Raw genomic sequence first — 21,884 nt, 5'->3', positions numbered from 1 at the left:
TGCCGGACATGCCGGATTCCACCCCCAGGGGCCTCACCAGGCTCGCCTTCGGTGGGGACTACAACCCCGAGCAGTGGCCGGAAGACGTCTGGCACGAGGACGTCCGGCTCATGCGGGAGGCCGGCGTCACGATGGTGAGTGTGGGCATCTTCTCCTGGGCCCTGCTGGAACCCGCGCCCGGCGTGTACGACTTCGGCTGGCTCGACCGCGTCCTCGGTCTCCTGCACGAGAACGGCATCCGCGTCGACCTCGGCACCCCCACCGTGGTCCCGCCGGTCTGGTTCTACCGGGCCCACCCCGAGGCCCTGCCGGTCACCGCCGACGGCACCCGCTACGAGTTCGGCTCACGCGGCGCCATCTGCCACAGCAATCCCGGCTACCGCGCCGCCGCCGCGGACATCACCACGCGGCTCGCCGAGCGCTACGCCGACCACCCCGCCCTGGCCATGTGGCACGTGCACAACGAGTACGGCCTCCCCGTCTCCGCCTGCTACTGCGACACCTGCGCCGGCCACTTCCGCGACTGGCTGCGCACCACCTACGGCACGGTCGAGGCCGTCAACGAGGCCTGGGGCACCGCCTTCTGGGGCCAGCGCTACGGCGACCTCGACGAGATCAACCCGCCGCGCACCACCCCGACCGTGGGCAACCCCGCCCAGGCGCTGGACTACCGGCGGTTCGCCGACGCCACCGTCCGCGAGAACTTCCGCGCCGAGCGGGACGTCCTGCACCGCCTCTCGCCCGGCGTGCCGGTCACCACGAACTTCATGACCGCCCTCAGCCAGTGCGACTCGATGGACTACTGGGCCTGGGGCCGTGAGGTCGACATCGTCACCAACGACCACTACCTGATCACCGACGGCCGCCGCACCCACGTCAACCTGGCCATGGCCGCCGACCTCACCCGATCGGTGGCCGGCGGCGCCCCCTGGCTCCTCCTGGAGCACTCCACCTCGGGTGTGAACTGGCAGCAGCGCAATCCGGCCAAGGCCCCCGGCCAGATGGCCCGCAACTCCCTCGCGCACGTCGCCCGCGGCTCCGAGGGCGCCATGTTCTTCCAGTGGCGCCAGTCCCGGCGCGGCGCCGAGAAGTTCCACTCCGCGATGGTCCCGCACGGCGGCACCGACACGCGCGTGTGGCGCGAGGTCGTCGAACTGGGCGCCGCCCTCGACGTGCTCGCCCCGATCCGCGGCACCCGCACGGTCGCCGACGTGGCGGTGCTGTGGGACTGGCACTCGTGGTGGGCCCAGGGGCTCGACTGGCGGCCCAGCGAGGACCATGACGCCCGTGAGCGCGCCGACACCTTCTACGAGACCCTCTACGACCGTCACCTCACGGTCGACTTCGCCCACCCCGAGGCCGACCTGTCGGCCTACCCCCTGGTCGTCGTGCCCGCCCTCTACCTGATGACGAAGACCGCCGGGGACAACCTCAGGTCCTACGTCGAACAGGGCGGCACCCTCGTCGTGTCGTACTTCTCCGGCATCGTCGACGAGCACGACGCCGTCCACGAAGGCGCCTACCCCGGTGTGCTGAGGGACGTCCTGGGTCTGACTGTCGAGGAGTTCTCGCCGCTGCTCCCGGGCGAGCGGGTGCGCCTGAACGGGCCCGACGGCTCCGAGCTGAACGGCGACGTGTGGACCGAGTTCGTGGTGCCGCGCGGCGCCGAGACCGTGTGGACGTACGCCGACGGCCTCACCGCGGGCCGCCCCGCCGTCACCCGCCACGCGCTCGGCCGGGGCACCGCCTGGTACGTCTCCACCCGCCTCGACGGGGAGGCGCTGGATGCCGTCCTCGGCCGGGCCGCCGCCGACGCCGGTGTCGCCCCGCTCGTCGAGCTGCCCCGCGACGTCGAGGTCGTACGCCGCGCCGGTGAGCAGGGCAGTTACCTGTTCGCCGTCAACCACACCGCCGGGGAGGCCAAGGTGCCGCTGGACGCGACCGGCACCGAGCTGCTGACCGGCGAACCCGTCGAGGGCCGCCTCACCGTGCCCGCCGGAGCCGTACGGGTCGTCCGGCTCGACGGCTGAGCCGACTCCCTGCCGCCCGTGCGAGCCGCAGGAGCCGCGGGCGGAGGGGCCGGCTCCGCCCAGGGACGCTCAACGGCCGCGGTCTCGGCGTTATCTACTGGGAGGCCACCTGGACCGCGGTCACCGGCAACGGCTGGGACCCGACCGACGCCTCCTCCGGCAACGCCTGTGAGAACCAGGCCCTCTTCGGCTACGACGACAAGGCGTTGTCGTCGTAGCCGAAGAGGGCCTGGTTCAGCCACCGCTGAGCTCCGACAGGACGGGCCCGGCCACCCGCCCGGTGGCCGGGCCTTCGCCATACCCCCGGCCCGACGGTGTGGCCGTACCGCCGAAGGCCAGGTCAGGGCGCGCGTCGGGCGGGCGGTGGGACAGCCGTGCGCCGGCGCACGGAGCGTGTTTCAACCGCACGGCAGTTCGATCCGGACAAAGGCGGCGAAGTGGGGGACATGGCGGCGTGCGCGGCCCCAGAGTGGGAACGCGCCGTACGAGCGCCCGTGAGGGGGACGTGATGTTGAGGACTCCCACCAGCGAACTGCGTCTGGAAATCCTGGAGTTGATGAAGGATCCGGCCGCCCATTTCCCGCCCGGACGGCTCGGCGGCACCGCCGAGGACGGGGTCACCGCGGAGGCCGTCGCCGTCCTGCTCGGCCTGCGCAGCGAGGCCGCCGCGACCCACCTCCGCTTCCTCGCCGACCTGGGGCTGCTGCGCGCCCGGCGGGTCCGGCGCAGCGTCCACTACCGGCGGGACGAGATACGGATCGCCGAGGTGGCGCGGATGTTCGAGAAAGGCTGGTAGGGCCCTCGGCCCCGGAGCGCTGCCGTCGGGCCTGATTCGTGCGGTGCGGGCGCCGTTCGGCTGCGAGGATGAGCCACCTTCCGACTCCCCGAAGGGCAGGAGCCGATGATCCCTCCCACGGTACTGGTACCGCGTCGACTGATCGCAATCGGCGGCCGCGGCCCCGAGGACGTCGTGGCCGACGCTCGCGGACGCGTCCTGACCGGCGTGGAGGACGGCCGGATCCTGCGCCTGGAGGGACTGGCGGAGCCCGACAGGCCCCGTGTCCAGGTGCTCGCCGAGACCGGCGGCCGTCCCCTCGGCCTGCAACTCCTCTCCGACGAAACGCTGTTGGTCTGTGACGCCGAACGCGGCCTGCTCCGCGTCGACCTCGGCTCCGGCGTCGTCCGCGTGCTGGCCGACTCGGTGGCGGGGGAGCGGCTGCGGTTCTGCAGCAACGTCGTCGCCCTGTCCGACGGCACGGTCTACTGCACGGTCTCGACGACCCGCTACCCCCTCGCCCGGTGGATCGGCGACATCGTCGAACACACCGGCACCGGACGCCTGCTGCGCCTCGCGCCGGACGCGGAGGAACCCGAACTCGTCGTGGACGGACTCCAGTTCGCCAACGGTCTCGTGGCCGCCGCCGACGAGTCCTTCCTCGTCGTGGCCGAGACGGGCGCCCGCCGTCTGACCCGGGTGGCGCTGAGCGGGCCGCGCGCCGGGCACACCGAGCCGTTCGCCGAGAACCTGCCGGGCATGCCCGACAACATGTGGCGCGACGCCCCGGACGTTCCGATCTGGGTGGCCCTCGCCGGCCCTCGCGTCCCACCGCTGGACCTCCTGCACCGCGCGGCCCCCGCCGTCCGCCGCACCGCGGCCGGGGCCGCGGTCCGCGCGCCCTTCCGCCCCACCGGCATGATCGGCGCCCTCGCCTACGACGACCACGGCACGGTCGTCCACCACCTCGCCGCGCGCCACTCCCGCTACCGCATGGCCACGAGCGTCTGCGAGACCGGCGGCCAGCTGGTGCTGGGCAGTCTCTGGGAACGGGGAGTGGCGCTCTGCGCGCGCCCCGCCGGGTGACCCGCCCGGCCCTGTGACCACCGCGCCGGGTGACCTGCCCGGCCGGTGACCACCGCGCCTGGTGACCTGCCCCGCCCAGTGACCCACCGCGCCCGGTGACGTATCCGCCAGGTGCCCTCGCCCACGCCCCGGCGATACGCTGGAGCCCGTTCGCGATCAAGCCCGCCGGGGAGAAACGTACGACCATGACAGCCCAGGAGACGGGGAGCGCCGCCGCCGTGCGGTCGGCCCGTCGGCGCGGTCAGGCACCCGTCGTCGCGGTGGTCGCCGTCGGCGGCGCGATCGGCGCCGCCCTCCGCTACGCGGCCTCCCTGCTGTGGCCCGCGCACAGCGGCGGCTTCCCCTGGACCACGTTCTGGGTGAACGTCTCCGGCTGTGCCGTGATCGGCGTGTTCATGGTGCTGGTCACCGAGGCGCGAACGGTGCACCGGCTGGTGCGGCCGTTCTTCGGCACGGGCGTGCTCGGCGGGTTCACCACGTTCTCGACCTACGCCGTGGACATCCAGCGGCTGCTCGACCACGGCCGGCCCGGCACCGCGCTGGCCTACCTGGCCGCGACCCTGCTCGCCGCGCTCACCGCGGTGTGGCTGGCGTCCACGGCCGCCCGGCGCCTCCTGCTGCGGAGCCCCCGATGACCGGCCCCGCCGGCAGGGCGCTGCGCCTGACCGTGTTCGTCGGCGAGGACGACACCTGGCACCACCGCCCCCTCTATTCCGAGATCGTCCACCGCGCCCATGAGGCCGGGCTCGCGGGAGCCTCCGTCTTCCGCGGCATCGAGGGCTTCGGCGCGGCCTCCCTGATCCACACCTCGCGCCTGCTCTCGATGAGCGAGGACCTCCCGGTGGCCGTGGTCATCGTCGACGCCGAGGAAGCCGTACGGGCCTTCCTGCCGCGGCTCGCCGACCTGGTCGGTGAAGCACTGGTGACCCTCGACGAGGTGGAGGTCGTCCGGTTCGCCGATCCCGGGAACGCCGGGGGAGGGGAAGGGGCGTGAACTGGCTCCTGGTCGTCGTCGGCGGCATGATCGGCGCGCCGCTGCGCTATCTGACCGACCGCGCGGTGCAGTCACGGCACGACTCGGTCCTGCCGTGGGGCACGTTCGTGGTGAACATCAGCGGTTCCCTGATCCTCGGGCTGCTCACCGGCGCGGCCGTGGCGGGCGCCGCCGGCTCCCACCTCCAGCTCCTGCTGGGCACCGGGCTGTGCGGGGCCCTGACCACGTACTCGACCTTCTCCTACGAGACCCTCCGTCTGACCGAGGACGGCGCCCGCGGATACGCCCTGGCCAACGCGGCCGGTAGCGTGCTCGTGGGCCTCGGCGCGGCCTTCGCGGGGGTGGCCCTGGCCCGCGCGGTGTGGGGTTAGCGGTCCGTTTCCCGCCGTCGGCCGGGCTGGTTCCCGCTGTCGGCCGGCTGTTTCCCCGCCGTCGGCCGGTGACTGATCCCGCGGGTCCGCTCCCAGGCCCTGCCCGAGGCCGCGGGAGCCCCGCCTTGACATCACCATCCACCCACGCGGAACATTTCTCCCGTGAACCTGTCAGACAGCCAGACAGGTGGAGCGGCCCCGCGGCGTGTCAGCGCCATGGAAGCGGTGCTCGCCCACCTCCGCGGCGCCATCGAGCGCGGCGAGTACGCGATCGGGGACAAACTCCCCTCAGAGGCGGAGCTGTGCCGGACCCTGGAGGTCTCCCGGCCCGTCCTGCGCGAGGCGCTGCGCGCGCTGCAGACCATGGGCCTCACGGTGTCCAGGACCGGCAAGGGCACCTTCGTCGTGGCCAACGCCGTCGAGGACCCTACCTTCGGCGACTACGCCGCCAGCGACCTGCTGGAGGTACGCCGCCACGTCGAGATCCCGGTCGCCGGGTACGCGGCCGTGCGCCGCACCCCGGAGAACCTCGACCACCTCGCGCACCTCATGGAGCGCATGGAGCGGGAGACGGACACCACCGCCTGGGTCGCGATGGACACCCTCTTCCACCTGGCCGTCGCCGAAGCCGCGCAGAACCCGGTCTTCCGCCGGGTCATCGAGGAGATCCGCGACGCCCTGGCACGTCAGTCGGCCTTCCTCAACGAGCTGGGCGGACGTCGTGAACAGTCCAACCGCGAGCACCGCGCCATCGTCGAGGCGCTGGTCGACGGCTCCGAGCACGACGCGGTCGCGGCCATGAGCCACCACCTCGACCGGGTCGAGACAAGCCTCACCGACATCGTGCGTGCCTCTCGCGCCGACGGCTCCGCCGAAGCCGACAGCTCTTCCGCCGAAGCCGACAGCTCCTCCGAAGCGGGAACCGCCGGAACCGAAGCCGCCGGAACCGCCGGAACCGAAGCCGCCGTAACCGAAGCCGCCGGAACCGAAGCCGGAACCGGGGTCGAGACCGAAGCCGGAGTCGGGGCGTGAACACCGAACGGGCCACCGCCCACCCACTCACGAACCAGGCAGTGATGAACAGCAACACCCTCGTGGACGCCCCCGTGATCCGGGAACCCCTCCACGCCCCCGTCGCCCACCTCGTCCGCGCCGGCGTCGTCGAGGGCATCCACTACGGCTCCGTCGTCGTCCTCGGCGCCGACGGCCGCGTCGAGTTCCAGCTCGGCGACATCGAGGCCGCGTTCTACCCGCGCTCGGCGCTCAAGCCCGTGCAGGCCGTCGCCATGGTGCGCGCCGGGCTGCCGCTCGACGGTGAGCTGCTGTCCCTCGCCGCGGCCAGCCACTCCGGCGAGGAACGCCACCTCGACGGCACCCGCCGCATCCTCGCCCTCGCCGGGCTGACCGAGGCCGATCTGCGCAACACCCCGGACCTGCCGTACGGCCCCGCCGTGCGCGACGCCTGGGTCCGCGAAGGCCGCCCGGCCTCCCGCCTCGCCCAGAACTGCTCCGGCAAGCACGCCGCCATGCTCTACACCTGCGAGCTCAACGGCTGGTCCCGGCACGACTACCTCGACCCGGCGCACCCCCTCCAGCGGGCCGTCGCCGAGATCGTCGAGGACATCACCGACCAGCGGATCGCCCAGGTGACCGTCGACGGGTGCGGCGCCCCGCTGTTCTCCGTCTCCCTGCACGGGCTGGCACGGGCCGTGGCGCGCATCGCCTCGTCCCCGCCCGGCACCCCCGAGGCGTGTGTCGCGGACGCCATGCGCGACCACGCCGAGATGGCCTCCGGCGCGGACCGGGACGTGGCCGCGCTGATGCGGGCCGTGCCCGGACTGCTCGCCAAGGACGGCTTCGAGGGCGTCGAGGTGGCCGCACTGCCGGACGGCCGGGCCGTCGCCGTCAAGATCGCCGACGGGGCGAACCGCGCGCGGATACCGGTCACCGCCGCCGCGCTGGCCCGGGCCGGCGTCGACCCCGAACTGCTCACCGCGTTCGCGGGGGAGCCGCTGCTCGGTGGCGGGCAGCCGGTGGGATCCGTGCGGGCCGTGCGCGCGCTGGACCGGCTTCCGCTGGAGTCCGCGGCGTAGCGGGGCGCGGCCGACCGAATGCGGCCCGCCGCGGGGCGGGGCCGCCCCCTGACCGCGATCTGCGGCCTGCGCGTCCACCGCCTGCGGCCTGAGTCTGCGATCCGCGACGCGCGATGCCGCCGCCCTCGCCAACGAGGAACTCGGGCTGCTCGCGCCCGAGAAGGCCGCCGAGATCCTCGCCGCGTGCCGGGGCCAGTCGACCAATGACGTGTATCCCCCGGCAGTCAAGATCGCGACGGAGCGTGGAGAACTCCATCGGCCCGGTCACCGCTCCCAGCCCGCACATCGGGTACACAGCCGCGACCGACATCGCCAAGGAGGCCCTGGCCGCCGGCCGAGGTGTCGCCGAACTCGTGCCGGAGAAGGGTCTGCTCCCCGCCGACCGGCTCGCCGCACTGCTGCGCCCCGAGGTCGTCGCGGGCAGCGCCGCCCCCGCCGTCTGGCCGCCGACCCACCGACACCGCACCCCGCCGTGGGCGGATCGCAGGCCCGCGGTGGGCCGACCGTCGTCCGGTCGGCGGGTGCGCGCCCGGACCGGCCCGGAGGCAGAATGGTGATCATGTCCGTCGCGTCATCGTCCCTGACCTACCAGCCGGTCCTGGAGCGCATCGCCGAGGAGATCGAGCACACCCCCGGCCGCGGTCGCCCCGCCGACTACATCCCGGCGCTCGCGGCCTGCGACCCGCGCCGCTTCGGCATGGCCGTCGCGGAGGTCGACGGCACGGCGTACGGCGTCGGGGACTGGCGCGAGCCCTTTTCCACCCAGTCCATCACCAAGGTCTTCACCCTCGCCCTGGACCTCGCCCGCGAGGGCGCCGAACTATGGGAGCACGTGGGCCGGGAGCCCTCGGGCAACGCCTTCAACTCCCTGGTCCAGCTGGAGTACGAGAACGGCATCCCGCGCAACCCCTTCATCAACGCGGGCGCGCTCGTCGTCACCGACCGGCTGCACACCCGTACCGGCGCGGCGGCCGAGGAACTGCGGTCCTTCCTGTGCGCCGAGAGCGGCAACCCCGACCTGGCCTTCGACGAGGAGGTCGCCGCGTCCGAGGCCGCGCACGGTGACCGCAACGCCGCGCTCGCCCACTTCATGGCCGCCTACGGCAACATCGACAACCCGGTCCCGGAGCTGCTGGAGCAGTACTTCCGCCAGTGCTCCCTGCGCGCCTCCTGCGCCGACCTCGCCCTCGCCGCCGCCTTCCTCGCCCGCCACGGCGTCCGCGCCGACGGCAGCCGTCTGCTCACCCGCAGCCAGGCCAAGCAGGTCAACGCCGTCATGCTCACCTGCGGCACCTACGACGCCGCGGGCGACTTCGCCTACCGCGTCGGCCTCCCCGGCAAGAGCGGGGTGGGCGGCGGCATCATCGCGGTGGTCCCGGGCCGCTGCGCCCTGTGCGTGTGGAGTCCGGGCCTGGACGAGCGCGGAAACTCGGTCGCGGGTGTGGCCGCCCTGGACAGGTTCACCACCCTGACCGGCCTGTCGGTCTTCTGAATCGTCGGCCCACTGGCCTCACCATCGGCCCACTGGCCTCACCATCGGCCCACTGGCCTCACCATCGGCCCACTGGCCTCACCATCGGCCCACTGGCCTCACCACCGGCCCACCGGCCCACCGACCCGGCCCACCCCGTCCGCCTCCCTTGCCCGGGAATCCGATCACGCTCCCGTCACGAACAAGCGACCGCGCCAACAGCCCCCCGTCGCTTTCCGGCCACCGGAAATTGACACGCTGCCGCAGTGTTGGCCATCACTCACCCAGTCGACCTACGCCGCTGCCAGGCCCTCGGCCTCACCGGAACCGCGTTTCTCGCAGCGGGCGGCGAGACGGCCGGAGCCCTTCCCATCAGGGAGTTGCTGACCCCGGCCGCACCCGGCGCGGCCCTCGGCCTGGTCGTCGTCTACTTCGGAGTCGTCCTGCTGATCGCGGCCTGGACCCTGCTGGGCCGGCTGGTCCACGGCTCCGAACCGCCCTCGCCGCGCGCCCTCCTGCTGGTGCTGGCCCTGTGGGCGACACCTCTGCTGCTCGCCCCGCCGCTGTTCAGCCGTGACGTCTACAGCTACCTCGCCCAGGGCGCGATGGTCGACGCGCACATCGACGTCTACTCCTACGGCCCCTCGCACCTCGGCGGCCCCCTCGCCGACGAGGTCGCCCCGGTCTGGCAGCACACCGCGGCGCCCTACGGCCCCGTCTTCCTCGCCACCGCCTCCGCGCTGTCCGCGCTGACCAGCGGCGAACTCCCCGCCGGACTCATGGGCATGCGCCTGGTCGCCCTGCTCGGCGTGGCGCTGATGGCCGCCGCGCTGCCCCGCCTCGCCCGGCACTGCGGCGCCGACCCCGCCGCCGCGCTGTGGCTCGGCGCCCTCAACCCGCTGGTGCTGCTGCACCTGGTGGCCGGCGCCCACAACGACGCGCTGATGCTGGGCCTGCTCGGCGTCGGCCTGGTCGCGGCCCTGGGCCGCAGGCCCGCCCTGGGCGTCGTACTGGTCACCCTCGCGGCCCTGGTCAAGGCACCCGCCCTGCTCGGGCTCGCCGCGATCGTCGTCCTTCAGATCCGCGCGGGCCGTACCCCGGCGAGGGCGGTGTTCACGACCGCGACGGCCGCCGCCGGTACGACCGTGGCGGCCACGGCCGTCGCGGGCACCGGCTACGGCTGGATCGGCGCGCTCGACACCCCCGTCTCCCCGCACAACTGGGCCCTCACCAGCCTCCTCGGCCGCGCCACCGGCGCCCTCCTGGAGCGCCTCGGCAGCGACCTCGCCCCGCTCGCCGTGCCCGTCTGGCACACGGCGGGCCTCGCGTTCACCGCCGTGGCCCTGCTCGTCATATGGGTACGCCTACGGCCCCGGCCGGTCTACGCGCTCGGCCTCAGCCTCGCCGCCGTCGCCGCCTTCGGTCCGGCGATCCGTCCCTGGTACGCGCTGTGGGGCCTGTTCCTGATGGCGGCCGCCGCCCCCAGCACCTCCGTACGCCACCGGGTCGCGGCGGTGACCGGGGTGCTCGCCCTGTCCGTGATGCCCAGCGGTGGCCCCGCGGACGTCGGACAGCTCGTGCTCGCCGTCTCCGGGGGTGTGCTGGGCGTCGTCGTGCTGTGGCAGGCCCACCAGGCCGCGCAGGCCCCGGCCCTCGGGCGCGCGGCGTGAGCGCCCCGCGCACGGACGACCGCGTCCGCCCATCGCTCCCGGCCGCGCCCCGCAGCGACCGCGGCCGTCTGCTGCTCGTCCTCGCGCTCGTCGCCGTCGTGACGGTCTTCAGCGCGACCGTGCCGCTGCTGCGCGACTGGTTCGACCTGCGCGTCTACCACGGGGCGCTGCACAGCTGGATCCAGGACGGCGACCGACTCTACGACTACCGGGTGCCGGGCACGACGTACGGCTTCACCTACCCGCCGTTCGCGGCCCTCGCCATGCTGCCCATGGCCTGGCTGCCGCTCACCGCGGCGATCGTGATCGCGCTGCTGCTCAACCTGGCGGCGCTCGCCCTGGTGCTGCGCCTGCTGACCGGCCGGGCCTGGCGGCGCTACGGCTGGTACGGCTGCGCCCTCGCCGCCTGTGCGCTGGCGCTGTTCGAGCCGTTGCGGGACACCTTCAGCTTCGGCCAGGTCAACGTGCTGCTGCTGGCCCTGGTCGTCGTCGACGGCCGGCTCCTCGCCACCGGTCGCGGCCGCTGGGCGGGCATCGGCATCGGTCTCGCCGCGGCGATCAAGCTGACCCCGGCGATCTTCATCGGACTGCTGCTGCTCATGGGGCGGCGGAGGGCGGCGGCCTCGGCCACGGCCGTGGCGGGCGCCGCGACGGCACTGGCGGCTGTGGCCGCCCCGGGCGCGTCGCACTTCTACTGGACGTACGCCCTGTGGGACACCGACCGCATCGGCCGCCTCGACTATGTGTCCAACCAGTCCCTCCAGGGCATCCTCGCCCGGCTCGGCGAGCCCGGCCGTACCGCCTGGGCGGCGGCCGCGCTGGTGGTCCTCGCCGTGTGGGCGGTCCGCACGCGCCGGGCCGCCGCGGACGGCGACGGGCAGGCCGCGTTCGCGCTGACCGGGCTGACCGCCTGCCTCGTCAGCCCGATCACCTGGGTGCACCATCTGGTCTGGCTGCTGCCGTCGTTCGTCGTCCTCGTCCGGTCCGGCCGGGCGCCCCTGGCGGCCTGTCTGTACGCGGTGATGTGCACCAGCGTGGTGTGGCTGTGGTTCGACGACGCGTCCGGCATCGGCGGCTTCCTCGGCGCCAACGCCTACGCCTGGATCACCCTCGGCCTGCTGCTGTGGCTGCCGGCCGGTCAGACCCCGGCCGTGGGGCGACGGCTCGCCAGCCGGATCACCAGCGCCACGATCCCGGCGCCGAGGGCGCCGGCCCCCGCGATCGCCAGCCCCACCGGCCAGCCCCGCGCGGACTTCGGCTCGTCGGCGACCGCGGGCGCCACGGCCGCCGGGCCCGGCGCGGGCGCGGCCTGCGGCCCGGCGACCGTCCGTGCCTTGAACGCGTCCAGCGAGCCCACCGCCTCGACACGGTCGGCCGCCTCGAAACCCCAGTCGAGCAGCGAGCGTGCCTCCTCGTAGACCGTGAAGGGGCCGCCCGCCTGAGGGTTCATCACCGTGACGACGAGGGTGCGTCCGCCCCGGCGGGCGGCGGTGACGAGTGTGTGGCCCGCGTTCGTTGTGTAGCCGTTCTTCACGCCGATCAGCCCCGGATAGCGCTCCACACCGTCGGAGCCGCTCAGCAGCCGGTTGGTGTTGCGGATCCCGTACGACGATCCGTCGCGCCCCGGGAACTCGGCGTCGACCGTGGCGCAGTACCGGGCGAAGTCGGCGTTGCGCAGCCCCGCGCGACCGAACACGGCGAGGTCGTACGCCGACGACACCTGGCCCGCGGTGTCGTACCCGTCGGGCGAGCGCACATACGTGTCCCGGGCCCCCAGCGCGCGGGCCCTGGCCTGCATCCGCGTGGCCGTCGTACGCCACCCCCCGCCGAGCGAGGCCAGCACCCGCACCGCGTCGTTTCCGGAGCTGAGGAACACACCGCGCCACAGATCGGACACCCGGTACGTCTGGTCCTCGGCCACCCCGACCAGGCTGCTGCCGGCGCCGATCCCCGCGAGCTCCTCGTCCCGCACCTGATGGCGCAGCCCCGCGGGCAGCAGCGGCAGGACGGTGAGCGCGAACAGCGTCTTCAGCGTGCTCGCCGGGGGCAGCTTGCGGTGCGCGGCGTGCGCGGCCAGCACGGCACCGCTGCCCGCGTCGGCCACCACCCACGACAGGGCCGACACGTCGGGCACCCTCGGCGCCCCGGCACGGGGCCGCACCTGCGTGCCCGAGCGGTACAGCAGCGAGGTCGACGGCGGCGCGGCCCGCGGCCCACCCGGGTCCGCACCGCCGGGGGCGGCGGCCGCGACCGGGGCGAGCGCGAGCAGGCCGGTCATCCCGAAGGCGCAGGTCGATACGGCCATCCGGGAGCTGCGGAAGGAAAATCCGATCGTCATACAGTCAACCTAGAAACGCCGCTCCCTTGTACCGCGCTGCCCTCGCCGACAGCGGCACGCGAGCACCCGGATGCCCTAAGGACCGACGCGACCCGGGACGGCACGAAACACCGAGACCGGTCCGGCCGTCCCCAGCGCCCCGACAGGCGACGCTCGCCCCGTCGCGCGGACGGTGCCTGCCGGGCACTAGTCCGACGGCAGCGTCGGCTGGATCCGGCGCAGGAACGTCGCGTTGTCCGGCGACTCCCGCATGCGCCCGAGCAGGGTCTCCAGGTGGGTGTGCCCGTCGCGCGTGGTGACGGCCCGGCGCAGGGCGCGCACGGCGGCCGACTCGGCCGGGGTCAGCAGCAGTTCCTCGCGGCGGGTGCCGGACTGCTGGATGCCGACGGCGGGGAAGACCCGGCGGGAGGCGGGCTCACGGTCGAGGCGGAGCTCCATGTTGCCGGTGCTCTTGAGCTCCTCGAAGAAGTAGTCGTCCGCGCGGGAGCCGGTCTCCACCAGCGCCGTGGCGAGGATCGTCAGCGAGCCGCCCTCCTCCGCCAGACGGGCGGCGCCGAAGAACCGCTTGGGTCCGAGCAGCGCGGCCGCGTCCACGCCACCGCTGAGGGTGCGGCCGCCGGAGGCGGCGGCGTTGTTGTGGGCCCGGCACAGCCGGGTCAGCGAGTCGAGGAGGATCACCACGTCCTCGCCGGCCTCCACGAGCCGCTTGGCACGCTCGACGACCAGCTCGGCCAGCGCGATGTGCTGCCGGGGCGTGCGGTCGAACGTCGAGGCGTACACCTCGCCGCGTACCGAACGCCGCATGTCGGTGACCTCCTCGGGGCGTTCGTCGAGCAGCACGACCATCAGCCGGCACTCGGGGTGGTTGCCCGCGACCGCGGCCGCGAGCTGCTGGAGCAGCACGGTCTTGCCGGTCTTGGGCGGTGCCACGATCAGCCCGCGCTGCCCCTTGCCGACCGGGGCGATCAGATCGACGACCCGGCCCGCCAGGCCGGAGGCGGGGTGTTCCAGCCGCAGCCGCTGACGCGGGTGCAGCGGGGTGAGGTCACCGAAACGCGGCCTGCCGCGCAGCTCCTTGGGCCTACGGCCGTTCACCAGGCCGACCTCGGCCAGGGCGCGCCGGTCGCCGAGCAGGCCCTCGACGACATCGCCCTTGCGTAGGGCGTGACGCCGGATCAGGGCCGCGGAGACCTGCGGGTCGGCGGGGGCAGGCAGGCAGTCCAGGCTGCGCAGATACCCCTTCCCGTCGCCGTCGATGTCCAGGACACCGGCGGCCGGCCGTACCGGGGGCTGCTGCACAGGGGGGTGTTCGAGTGTGGTGGTCATGAGAGGTGGTCCTTTCGAGGACGGCACGACGAGGCATGAGCATGAGGAGGGGAGATGCCGCGCGAGAACGTCATGCGGGCGCGGCGGACGACATCACCTCGGATACGGCGGAAACGCCCTGCTCACGAGGTGGTGCGGGGAAGCCGGTGTGCCTGGTCCGAGAGAGATCCGGCGGACGGGCGTACGGCGAAGGAGAAACGGAACACGCACCGGCGCCCCGGACGGGGCGTGCACAGATGCTGTTCGGACGATAGCACAGACGGTGCGCGGTGGTGGATCAGCGCGTCGCCGACAGGGCGTACATCAGCGGGATGCGCGGCTCCGGGAGCCGCCACCAGCCGGACGGGGTCGGCTCCATGTGCGGCCAGCGCGGCCAGGGCAATTCGTCGGTCTCGCGGAGCGTGCGCACGGCCAGTCCCACCCTGGTCAACGCCGTGACGACCTCCCCTATTCCGTGCATCCACTCATAGCTGTCGGTGGCCCCCTCGACTTCCGGCCCGTCGGTGTAGGTGCGGCGCGCGTCGCGGTGCACGGGCCCCGCCCCGGCCAGGTAGTCGTGGCGCAGCAGCAGCTCGGGGCCCTCGCCCGGCCCGGGCGTCGGGCCGAGGGCGTTGAGCAGGGGATGGAACTCCATGACGTAGAGCACCCCGCCCGGCCGCAGCAGCCGTGCCACGACGTCCGCCCAGGCGTCCAGGTCGGGCAGGTAGCACAGGGCGCCCTTGCCGGTGTAGACGACGTCGAACCGCCCCTCGCCGACGGTCTCCACGGCGTCGTACACATTGGCCCGCACATACGCGACCTCGACGCCCGCACGGGCCGCGATGCCCCGGGCGGCCTCGACCGAGGCGGCGGAGAAGTCCAGGCCGACGGTCCGGGCCCCGCGCCGGGCGAAGGCGACCGTCTCGGTGCCGAGATGACACTGCAGATGCAGCACGTCCCGGCCTGCGAGCTCGCCCAGGTCCTCCCACTCGAACGGCGCGAACCAGCGGGCCGGGTCCAGGTCCTGGTCGATGCCGTAGAAGCGGCTCGCGACGTGGACCGGCGTACGGGCGTCCCAGTTGGCCTGGTTGGCCCGCATCGGCCCGGCGTGCTCGTCGAGGGTCATGGGACCATCCTGGCCCAGCCGGCGAGCCGGTGGGTACGGATCGAGCCATCGGACACCCCGACGGGTGTTTCCCCGAGTCCGCCGAACGGGCAGAATCGAACGCCGCCCGGCGCAAAGCCCTCTCACCTCGCAGGAGTTCACCGGTGACCACCCCGCCCCATCGCCTGGACCCGGCCGGCGGCTGCCCGCACGCGGACAACGCGCGGCTGCTCGCCGACGGCGCCGTGGCACAGGTACTGCTGCCCGGCGGGATCGAGGGCGTGGCCGTGCTCGGCCACGAGGCGCTGAAGGAGTTCCTGGCCCACCCCGATGTCGCCAAGGACGCCCGGCACTTCACCGCGCTGCGCGAGGGCCGCATACCCGAGGGCTGGCCACTGGCGACCTTCGCCACCGTACGCGGCATGACCACCGCCGACGGCGACGACCACCGGCGGCTGCGCTCCCTGGTGAGCCGCGCCTTCACCGCCCGGCGCGTCGCCGAACTGAGGCCCAGGGTAGAGGAGTTGACCGAATCCCTGCTCGACGACCTGGCCCGCGCGGCCGTCGGCGACGGGGGAGTCGCCGATCTGCGCCGGCACTTCGCGCTGCCGCTGCCGATGAGCGTGATCAGTGAACTGCTTGGCGTGGCACCGGAGTTCCGGGACCGGCTGCACCATCTGTCCAGCCAGGTCGTCGCCACCGACATCGGCCCCGCCCGGGCCGTTGCCGCAAACCGGGAACTGGTGGCAGTCCTCGGCGCGATCACCGCCGCCAAGGCCGAGTCGCCCGGCGAAGACCTCACCAGCGCCCTGATCGCCGCCCGCGACGAGGACGGCGACCGGCTGGCCCACGAGGAACTGATCGGCACCCTTGTGCTGATGATCATCGCCGGGCACGAGACCACCCTGAACCTGATCACCAACGCCGTACGCGCCCTGTGCCGCCACCGCGACCAGCTCGACCTGGTCCGCGAGGGCGAGGCCGACTGGGGCGACGTGGTGGACGAGACCCTGCGCTGGGACGCGCCGGTCAGCTACTTCCCGTTCCGCTACCCGCTGCGCGACCTCACCGTCGACGGCACGGTCGTCCCGGCGGGCACGCCCGTGCTGGCGGGCTACTCGGCCGCGGGGCGGGACGCCGCCGCGCACGGCCCGGACGCCGGCCGCTTCGACGTCACCCGGCCGCGCCGCGTCGACGCCGTACGCCACCTCTCCCTCGGCCACGGCGCCCACTACTGCCTCGGGGCGCCGCTCGCCCGGCTTGAGGCGGGCATCGCGCTGGAGCGGCTGTTCACCCGCTTCCCGGACCTCGACCTCGCGGTCACGGAGAACGACCTCGTGCGGCACGCCAGCTTCGTCGGCAACAGCGTGCGGGCGCTGCCGGTGCGGCTCCACGCGTAGCGGCGGGTCTACGCTGACGAGGATGTTCAGTCCCGAAGGCCCCACCCTGCGCGAGCTGGCCGTACAGGCCCTGTCCTCCGTCGAGCGCGGCTACGACCTGCTCGCCCCGAAGTTCGACCACACCTCGTTCCGTACACCCGACTCCGTGCTGCGGGCGGTCGCCGCAGAGCTGCGCCGCGACGGACCGTACGAGGACGGGCTCGACCTGTGCTGTGGCACGGGTGCCGGGGTGGGCGCGCTCGCCGGGGTGTGCCGGCGCAGTGTCACCGGGGTGGACTTCAGCGCCGGGATGCTCGACGTGGCCCGACGGCGTGTCCGGGCCGGCGGGCCACGCCACGCCGACGGGCGACCGGACGCACCGGTGCCCGGATCAGGCACCGGGGCGTCGGTGCCACGCGCCACCCGGGCACCGGCGCCCGCGCCCCGGCTCGCCTGGGTCCGCGCCGACGCGCGGGCCCTGCCCTTCGGCCGGGACGCCTTCGACCTGGTGGTCAGCTTCGGGGCGTTCGGGCACTTCCTGCCCCGCGAGCTGCCCGGCCTCTTCGCCGGGGTGCACGCCGCGCTGCGGCCGGGCGGGTGCTTCGCCTTCCCCCTGGTCGCCCCGCCCCGCCCGCTCTCGGCCGCGTACTGGATGCTGCTGGGCTTCGACGTCGTGATGCGGGTGCGCAACGCCCTGTGGCGGCCGCCGTTCGTGATGTACTACCGGACCTTCCGGCTCGCCGACGTGACGAGCGAACTGGAACGGGCCGGATTCCTGGTCGAGTTGCGGGCGCTCGACGAGTTCGGGCGGCGCCGCGACGGCAGCCCCCGGGTCCGGGCGGTGCTCGCCCGGCGTCCCGCGGCCGGGGCTCAGCCGGCCGCGGGAACGGTGAACTCGTAGACCAGGGCGTCCTGTCGGGCGTCCACCAGCAGGTCGGTGATCTCCAGCGGCCGCGCGAACTGGTCGTGCACCAGCCGCGTCACCCGGACCGACGGCGTGTCCGGCAGAGGCGTGATGCTGTCGCGGTGGTGCAGGGTCAGTCCGGCCCGGCGCATCCAGTCGTAGGCGCGGCGCAGTTGGGCCGAGGCGGTGCCGTCCGCGCGGTAGCGGTAGCGGGCCAGCTCCTCGACCTCGGCGAGCGCCACCGCCGAGAAGGACGACACGGCGGTGCGGCGCCCGTGTCCGTCGGCGGTGGCCGACTCGTAGCGGTGGACCAGCGTCGGCCGCCGTGGGGCGAGTCCCAGGGCCTCGGCGTGTTCCGGCGGCGGGGTCTCCCAGGTGACGGTGGCCCGGTCGAGGTCCCCCGGGCCGCGGGAGCCGACCGGGAAGGCCAGCGCCGACGGCGGTTCGACCGGCGCGACGGGCAGGACGGCGTGGCTGCCGCGCCGGTCGGTGGAGACCTCCGTCGCGCCGCAGTACCTCCAGCGCCTGCCGTACGGTCTCCCGGCTGACGCCGAAGTGCTCCGCCAACCGCCTTTCTCCGGGCAGGCGTTCACCCGGCGGGATGGTGCCGTCGCGCAGCTCGCCGAGCAGTTCCGCGGCGATCCGCCGGTAGAGAGGATGTTCTGCGTCGACTCCTGCCGAGGGAAGAGGATCTTGGTCTTGCGGGGTGGTGCGGGCCATGCCGCGCCTCCTGTTGGTGACGTGCCGTAGCCGTGCGGGCTCATTGCGCCACCAGATCTAGCATTGGTCTAAACCAATAGGGAAGAGCGGTCTGATGGTTCGTCCGAAACCGTATGCCTCGCGCGGCCCTCACAGCGCGGTGTAAAGGGCCTCCACCAGGGCGGATTTACGCGGATCGTCGGCGAGGCGGGTGCCCATGCGGTTCATCACATAGCCCAGTGAGACCCCGGCCTCCGGGTCCGCAAGCCCGCACGAGGGTCCTCCCGGCGCGCGGCCGTCCGGCAACCGCTCACATGCGCACGGTCGGCCGTCATGCCGCCGTCATGCGGCCGTCAGGCGTACGTCCGACCGCCGTCATACGGCCGTCAGACGTACGTCCGCACCCAGCGCAGCTTGGCCGCGTCGTGGTACGGGCCGCCGCCCTCATGGTCGTTGAAGTCGTACACCTCGATGGCCTTGTCGGTGCCGCCCCAGGCGTTGAACGCGGCGAACACCGTCGACGGCGGGCAGGTCTGGTCCTCCAGGGCCGCGGAGAACAGGGCGGGCGCCCTGCCGCGGGCGGCGAAGTGGACGCCGTCGAAGTAGGACAGCGTGCGCAGCGCGTCCTCGGTGCGGCCGCGGTGCGTCTTGAGGTACAGGCCGACCTCACGGTACGGGTGCCGGTCCGTCAGCGTCGTGGCGCGCGGGAAGTCGCACAGGAACGGCACGTCCGGCGCGACCGCCACCAGGTCGGGCACCAGGCCCCCGACGGCGAGCGTGATGCCGCCGCCCTGGCTCGCGCCGAGCGCCACGGTCCGCGAGGCGTCAGTCAGGGGGTGCGAGCGGGCCGCCTCCACCGCGCGCACGGCGTCGGTGAACACCCGGCGGTAGTAGTAGTTCTCGGGGGCGTCCATGCCCCGCGTCATGAAGCCCGGGTACGCGGGCGCACCGCCCACCGGGTCGGCGGTGTCGCCGCCCCCGCCCCAGGCGCTGCCCTGGCCCCGGGTGTCCATCGTGAAGTGCGCCCGGCCGCTGGACGCCCACAGCAGGTTCTCGTGGGGCAGCCCGCGCCCGCCGCCGTAGCCGACGAACTCCACGATCAGCGGCAGCGGTCCGGTCGCGTCCGCCGGCAGCCGCAGCCAGCCCTTCACCGGGTGGCCGCCGAACCCGGCGAACGTCACGTCGTACACCCGCACCGTGGACAGCCCGGCGTCGACCGGCTCGAACCGGGCGTCCAGGTCGAACCCGCGCGCCTCCTGAAGGGTCCTGGCCCAGAACGAGTCGAAGTCCTCCGGGGCGGCGGACGCGCTGTGGTACTCGCGGAGTTCGTCGAGGGGGAGATCGAACAGGGCCATGCGGGACCGCCTTCGGCAGGGACGCGGATGATCGACCACACCGTACGTGGGAACGTGCACAGGGACCAGGCCCCGTGTCCGTCCCGCCGCAGGCCCGCGCCGTTCGTCCCCTCGTCCGTCCTCGCCTCAGCCGCCGCGGCCCGTCCACCGAGGCTCGACGCGCGCCCAGTCACGCCCCCACTCGGCCAGCCGGCGCCGGGCGGCCGCGCGGCGGAACAGGGTGTGGGCGACGAGGGTCGGGCCCGCCGTGCCTCCCGCGCCGCAGATGCCCATCGCGAAGGTGTGCTGCCACACCGAGGAGGCGTCCGGCGGCGGCGCGACGACCCGGTCGCGGGAGTCCAGCCACAGCTCGATCACGTCACCGCGCCGGGCGTCGGCCGGAACCGCGGCCCGCGTGGTGCGCTCGGTGCCCTCCGGCTCGCTCCAGCGCACCGTGGCGTGCTGGGTGACCGGACGGCCGCCCTGCAGCGCGGGCAGCGGCGGCGGCATGTCCCCGAGCACCTCGGCCCGTACCGGATGCCGCTCCGCGCGCAGCGCCCGCGCGGCGGAAGCGGCCCCGTCGTAGGCCAGCCGGCCCGCCACCAGCCCGGCCAGGGGCGCGCCCAGGACCAGCAGCACGGCCGCGGCCATCACCGTCCACGCCTCGACGACGTCCGAGCGGCGGCGCAACCGGTTCGGCCGCAATTGCCACTCTCGCAACCCGGTTCGCACACCGACCTCCTCGCCTCGGCGCGTGGAGTGCCCTCATCCCTCAAGTACCCGGACAACGCACATCGTTCACCGAAGTACCGGGATGCGGGCCGAGGACGGCCGGAAGTTGAGTAGTCGGATTTCGGACGTCCCGTGCGGCCGGGCGGCCGCACGGGTCAGCCGAAGCGCTCGATACGGATACGGTCCACCGGCTGGCCCGCCGCGACGAGCAGCCGGGAGGCGTGCTCGGCGAAGGAGTCCGAGCCGCAGATGTACGCCTCCCAGCCCCCGGCCGGCGGTTCGGCCAGGGGCCCCGCCAGATGCGCACCGGTCAGCCGGCCCACAGGCACGCCCTCGGGCGCGCGGCGGGTGAACACCGGCGTGGTCTCGGAGCCGTACTCGTCGGCGTAGATCAGGTCCTCGGGGCCGCGCGCGGACACCACCAGCCGCAGCGGCACGGTGAGGCCCAGCGCGCGGTGGTGGCGGACCATCGACATCAGCGGGACGACTCCGGAACCGGCGCCGATGAGCAGCGCGGGCCGGTCGCCGGGCCAGGCGAAGAAGCCGCTGTGCGGGCCGCGCACCTCGACGGTGTCACCGGGCCGGGCCTCGGTGTGGAACCAGCCCGAGACCTCGCCGCCCTCGACATGGTCCAGGGTCAGCTCGATGTGCCCGGAGCCGTCCGGCGCGGAGGCGAGGGAGTAGTGGCGCTGGGCGGTGTACCCGTCGGGCGCGGTCAGCCGCAGCTGGAGGTGCTGGCCGGGCACATGGCCCGCCCAGGACGGCACGGCGAAGCGGAAGGTGGCCGCGCGCGGGGTCTCACGGCGGATCTCGGTGATCGTCGCGCTCTGCCAGACCGTGGCCACATGCGTGGGCACGGAGATCCGGCCGGGGATCGCGAACCGGGCCGGGGGCGCGAAGGTCGTGTCAGTCACCGGTGAACCTCTGCTCTTCCCACGGGTTGCCGCGCTTGTGGTAGCCGTTCTGCTCCCAGAAGCCGGGCTCGTCGTGGTCGAGCAGGCGCACACCCGCGATCCACTTGGCGCTCTTCCAGAAGTACAGGTGCGGTACCAGCAGCCGGGCCGGGCCGCCGTGCTCCGGGGTGAGCGGCTTGCCGTCGAACTCCCAGGCGATCCACGCCCTGCCGCCGGTCAGGTCGGTGAGCGGCAGGTTGGTGGTGTAGCCGGTGTGCGACCAGGCCACGGCGTGGGTGGCGGAGGGCAGCGGGCCCGCCGCCGTCAGGAAGGTGTCGAGGGACACCCCGCCGAAGCGCACACCGAACTTCGACCAGCTCGTCACGCAGTGGATGTCGCCCTCGTACACCGAAGGGGACAGCGCGTGCGCCGCGTCCCAGTCCCAGCTCCGCGGCCGCTCGACCAGGCCGTCGACCCGGAAGGACCAGTCCGCGGGCGTGAGGTCGGGAGTGACCTCGGCGGACAGCACGGGCCAGTCGTCGCCCGCGTCGTACTGGCCTGGCGGTAGCCCGGGGCGGTCGACGCGCGGCCGCCCGGAGAAGCCTCGGGTGACGTTCATGGAGGGGTTGCCTGCCTACGAGATGACGCATTCGTGTTGCTTGCACATTCAACCGTACGTGCACCGTGACGTGGCTTCGGCCTCCG

Annotated in this window: 18 protein-coding genes and 6 pseudogenes; 15 read left to right on the top strand and 9 right to left on the bottom strand. The window is 73.8% G+C overall.

Going from position 1 to position 21,884, the window contains the following annotated elements:
• Positions 1-8: 8 nt before the first annotated feature.
• The 13 genes and pseudogenes from ABZZ79_RS16085 to ABZZ79_RS16025 all read left to right on the top strand — a co-directional run bounded on the left by ABZZ79_RS16085 (position 9) and on the right by ABZZ79_RS16025 (position 11,908).
• Positions 9-2,030 (top strand): beta-galactosidase, encoded by a 2,022-nt coding sequence (locus ABZZ79_RS16085; RefSeq protein ID WP_356689543.1) that lies wholly within the window; start codon positions 9-11, stop codon positions 2,028-2,030.
• 71 nt (positions 2,031-2,101) lie between these two features.
• Positions 2,102-2,248, top strand: a pseudogene (locus ABZZ79_RS16080) (glycosyl hydrolase 53 family protein); the annotation flags it as partial.
• 290 nt (positions 2,249-2,538) lie between these two features.
• The gene (locus ABZZ79_RS16075) at positions 2,539-2,826 is read left to right on the top strand and encodes a helix-turn-helix domain-containing protein (RefSeq protein WP_356689542.1); all 288 of its coding nucleotides are present in this window, start codon (positions 2,539-2,541) and stop codon (positions 2,824-2,826) included.
• Positions 2,827-2,931: 105 nt separating this feature from the next.
• Entirely contained in the window at positions 2,932-3,891 is a 960-nt protein-coding gene (locus tag ABZZ79_RS16070; RefSeq protein ID WP_356689541.1) for an SMP-30/gluconolactonase/LRE family protein, read from the top strand.
• Positions 3,892-4,076: 185 nt separating this feature from the next.
• Entirely contained in the window at positions 4,077-4,526 is a 450-nt protein-coding gene (gene crcB / locus ABZZ79_RS16065; RefSeq protein WP_356689540.1) for a fluoride efflux transporter CrcB, read from the top strand.
• Positions 4,523-4,885, top strand: a complete 363-nt coding sequence (locus tag ABZZ79_RS16060) for a DUF190 domain-containing protein (protein ID WP_356689539.1) — start codon at positions 4,523-4,525, stop codon at positions 4,883-4,885. The genes crcB (ABZZ79_RS16065) and ABZZ79_RS16060 overlap by 4 nt, the downstream gene beginning before the upstream one ends.
• A complete protein-coding gene (gene crcB, locus ABZZ79_RS16055) occupies positions 4,882-5,256 on the top strand; it encodes a fluoride efflux transporter CrcB (protein WP_356689538.1) in 375 nt (124 codons plus the stop codon). The genes ABZZ79_RS16060 and crcB (ABZZ79_RS16055) overlap by 4 nt, the downstream gene beginning before the upstream one ends.
• A gap of 162 nt (positions 5,257-5,418) precedes the next feature.
• A pseudogene (locus ABZZ79_RS16050) lies at positions 5,419-6,108 on the top strand (FadR/GntR family transcriptional regulator); the annotation flags it as partial.
• Between the two features lie 224 nt (positions 6,109-6,332).
• A complete protein-coding gene (locus ABZZ79_RS16045) occupies positions 6,333-7,349 on the top strand; it encodes an asparaginase (protein WP_356689628.1) in 1,017 nt (338 codons plus the stop codon).
• Positions 7,350-7,588: 239 nt separating this feature from the next.
• A pseudogene (aspA, locus tag ABZZ79_RS16040) lies at positions 7,589-7,789 on the top strand (aspartate ammonia-lyase); the annotation flags it as partial.
• A 110-nt stretch (positions 7,790-7,899) separates the two neighbouring features.
• Entirely contained in the window at positions 7,900-8,841 is a 942-nt protein-coding gene (locus tag ABZZ79_RS16035) for a glutaminase (protein ID WP_356689537.1), read from the top strand.
• Positions 8,842-9,095: 254 nt separating this feature from the next.
• Entirely contained in the window at positions 9,096-10,490 is a 1,395-nt protein-coding gene (gene mptB, locus ABZZ79_RS16030; RefSeq protein ID WP_356689627.1) for a polyprenol phosphomannose-dependent alpha 1,6 mannosyltransferase MptB, read from the top strand.
• Positions 10,487-11,908, top strand: coding sequence for a glycosyltransferase 87 family protein (locus ABZZ79_RS16025; protein WP_356689536.1), 1,422 nt, complete (start codon positions 10,487-10,489; stop codon positions 11,906-11,908). Before mptB ends, ABZZ79_RS16025 begins: the two co-directional genes overlap by 4 nt.
• A gap of 35 nt (positions 11,909-11,943) precedes the next feature.
• Here ABZZ79_RS16025 and ABZZ79_RS16020 read toward each other — a convergent pair.
• The 3 genes and pseudogenes from ABZZ79_RS16020 to ABZZ79_RS16010 all read right to left on the bottom strand — a co-directional run.
• A pseudogene (locus ABZZ79_RS16020) lies at positions 11,944-12,768 on the bottom strand (serine hydrolase); the annotation flags it as partial.
• Between the two features lie 246 nt (positions 12,769-13,014).
• Positions 13,015-14,154 (bottom strand): transcription termination factor Rho, encoded by a 1,140-nt coding sequence (gene rho / locus ABZZ79_RS16015; protein WP_356689535.1) that lies wholly within the window; start codon positions 14,152-14,154, stop codon positions 13,015-13,017.
• Positions 14,155-14,431: 277 nt separating this feature from the next.
• Complete coding sequence (locus ABZZ79_RS16010) at positions 14,432-15,259, bottom strand: class I SAM-dependent methyltransferase (protein WP_356689534.1); 828 nt, start codon at positions 15,257-15,259, stop codon at positions 14,432-14,434.
• A gap of 143 nt (positions 15,260-15,402) precedes the next feature.
• Here ABZZ79_RS16010 and ABZZ79_RS16005 point away from each other — a divergent pair, with 143 nt between their 5' ends.
• Both ABZZ79_RS16005 and ABZZ79_RS16000 read left to right on the top strand, forming a co-directional pair.
• A complete protein-coding gene (locus ABZZ79_RS16005; RefSeq protein ID WP_356689533.1) occupies positions 15,403-16,638 on the top strand; it encodes a cytochrome P450 in 1,236 nt (411 codons plus the stop codon).
• Positions 16,639-16,660: 22 nt separating this feature from the next.
• Positions 16,661-17,518: a class I SAM-dependent methyltransferase gene (locus tag ABZZ79_RS16000; RefSeq protein WP_356689532.1), complete on the top strand. Its 858-nt coding sequence runs from the start codon at positions 16,661-16,663 to the stop codon at positions 17,516-17,518.
• Here ABZZ79_RS16000 and ABZZ79_RS15995 read toward each other — a convergent pair.
• The 6 genes and pseudogenes from ABZZ79_RS15995 to ABZZ79_RS15970 form a co-directional block, all read right to left on the bottom strand.
• Positions 17,488-18,241: pseudogene (locus ABZZ79_RS15995) on the bottom strand (GntR family transcriptional regulator). The gene ABZZ79_RS16000 and the pseudogene ABZZ79_RS15995 sit on opposite strands and share 31 nt — an antisense overlap.
• Positions 18,242-18,370: 129 nt before the next feature.
• Positions 18,371-18,502, bottom strand: a pseudogene (locus ABZZ79_RS15990) (EstA family serine hydrolase); the annotation flags it as partial.
• Between the two features lie 104 nt (positions 18,503-18,606).
• Positions 18,607-19,575, bottom strand: coding sequence for an acetylxylan esterase (locus ABZZ79_RS15985; protein ID WP_356689531.1), 969 nt, complete (start codon positions 19,573-19,575; stop codon positions 18,607-18,609).
• A 126-nt stretch (positions 19,576-19,701) separates the two neighbouring features.
• Positions 19,702-20,286 (bottom strand): hypothetical protein, encoded by a 585-nt coding sequence (locus ABZZ79_RS15980; RefSeq protein ID WP_356689530.1) that lies wholly within the window; start codon positions 20,284-20,286, stop codon positions 19,702-19,704.
• Between the two features lie 155 nt (positions 20,287-20,441).
• Complete coding sequence (locus ABZZ79_RS15975) at positions 20,442-21,161, bottom strand: ferredoxin reductase (protein WP_356689626.1); 720 nt, start codon at positions 21,159-21,161, stop codon at positions 20,442-20,444.
• Positions 21,162-21,192: 31 nt separating this feature from the next.
• Positions 21,193-21,798, bottom strand: a complete 606-nt coding sequence (locus ABZZ79_RS15970) for a sulfite oxidase-like oxidoreductase (RefSeq protein ID WP_356689529.1) — start codon at positions 21,796-21,798, stop codon at positions 21,193-21,195.
• Positions 21,799-21,884 lie beyond the last annotated feature (86 nt).

It is taken from the genome of Streptomyces sp. NPDC006458 (assembly GCF_040612135.1).
In the GTDB taxonomy this organism is placed as follows: domain Bacteria; phylum Actinomycetota; class Actinomycetes; order Streptomycetales; family Streptomycetaceae; genus Streptomyces.
This window is presented reverse-complemented; position numbering and strand designations above follow the sequence as displayed.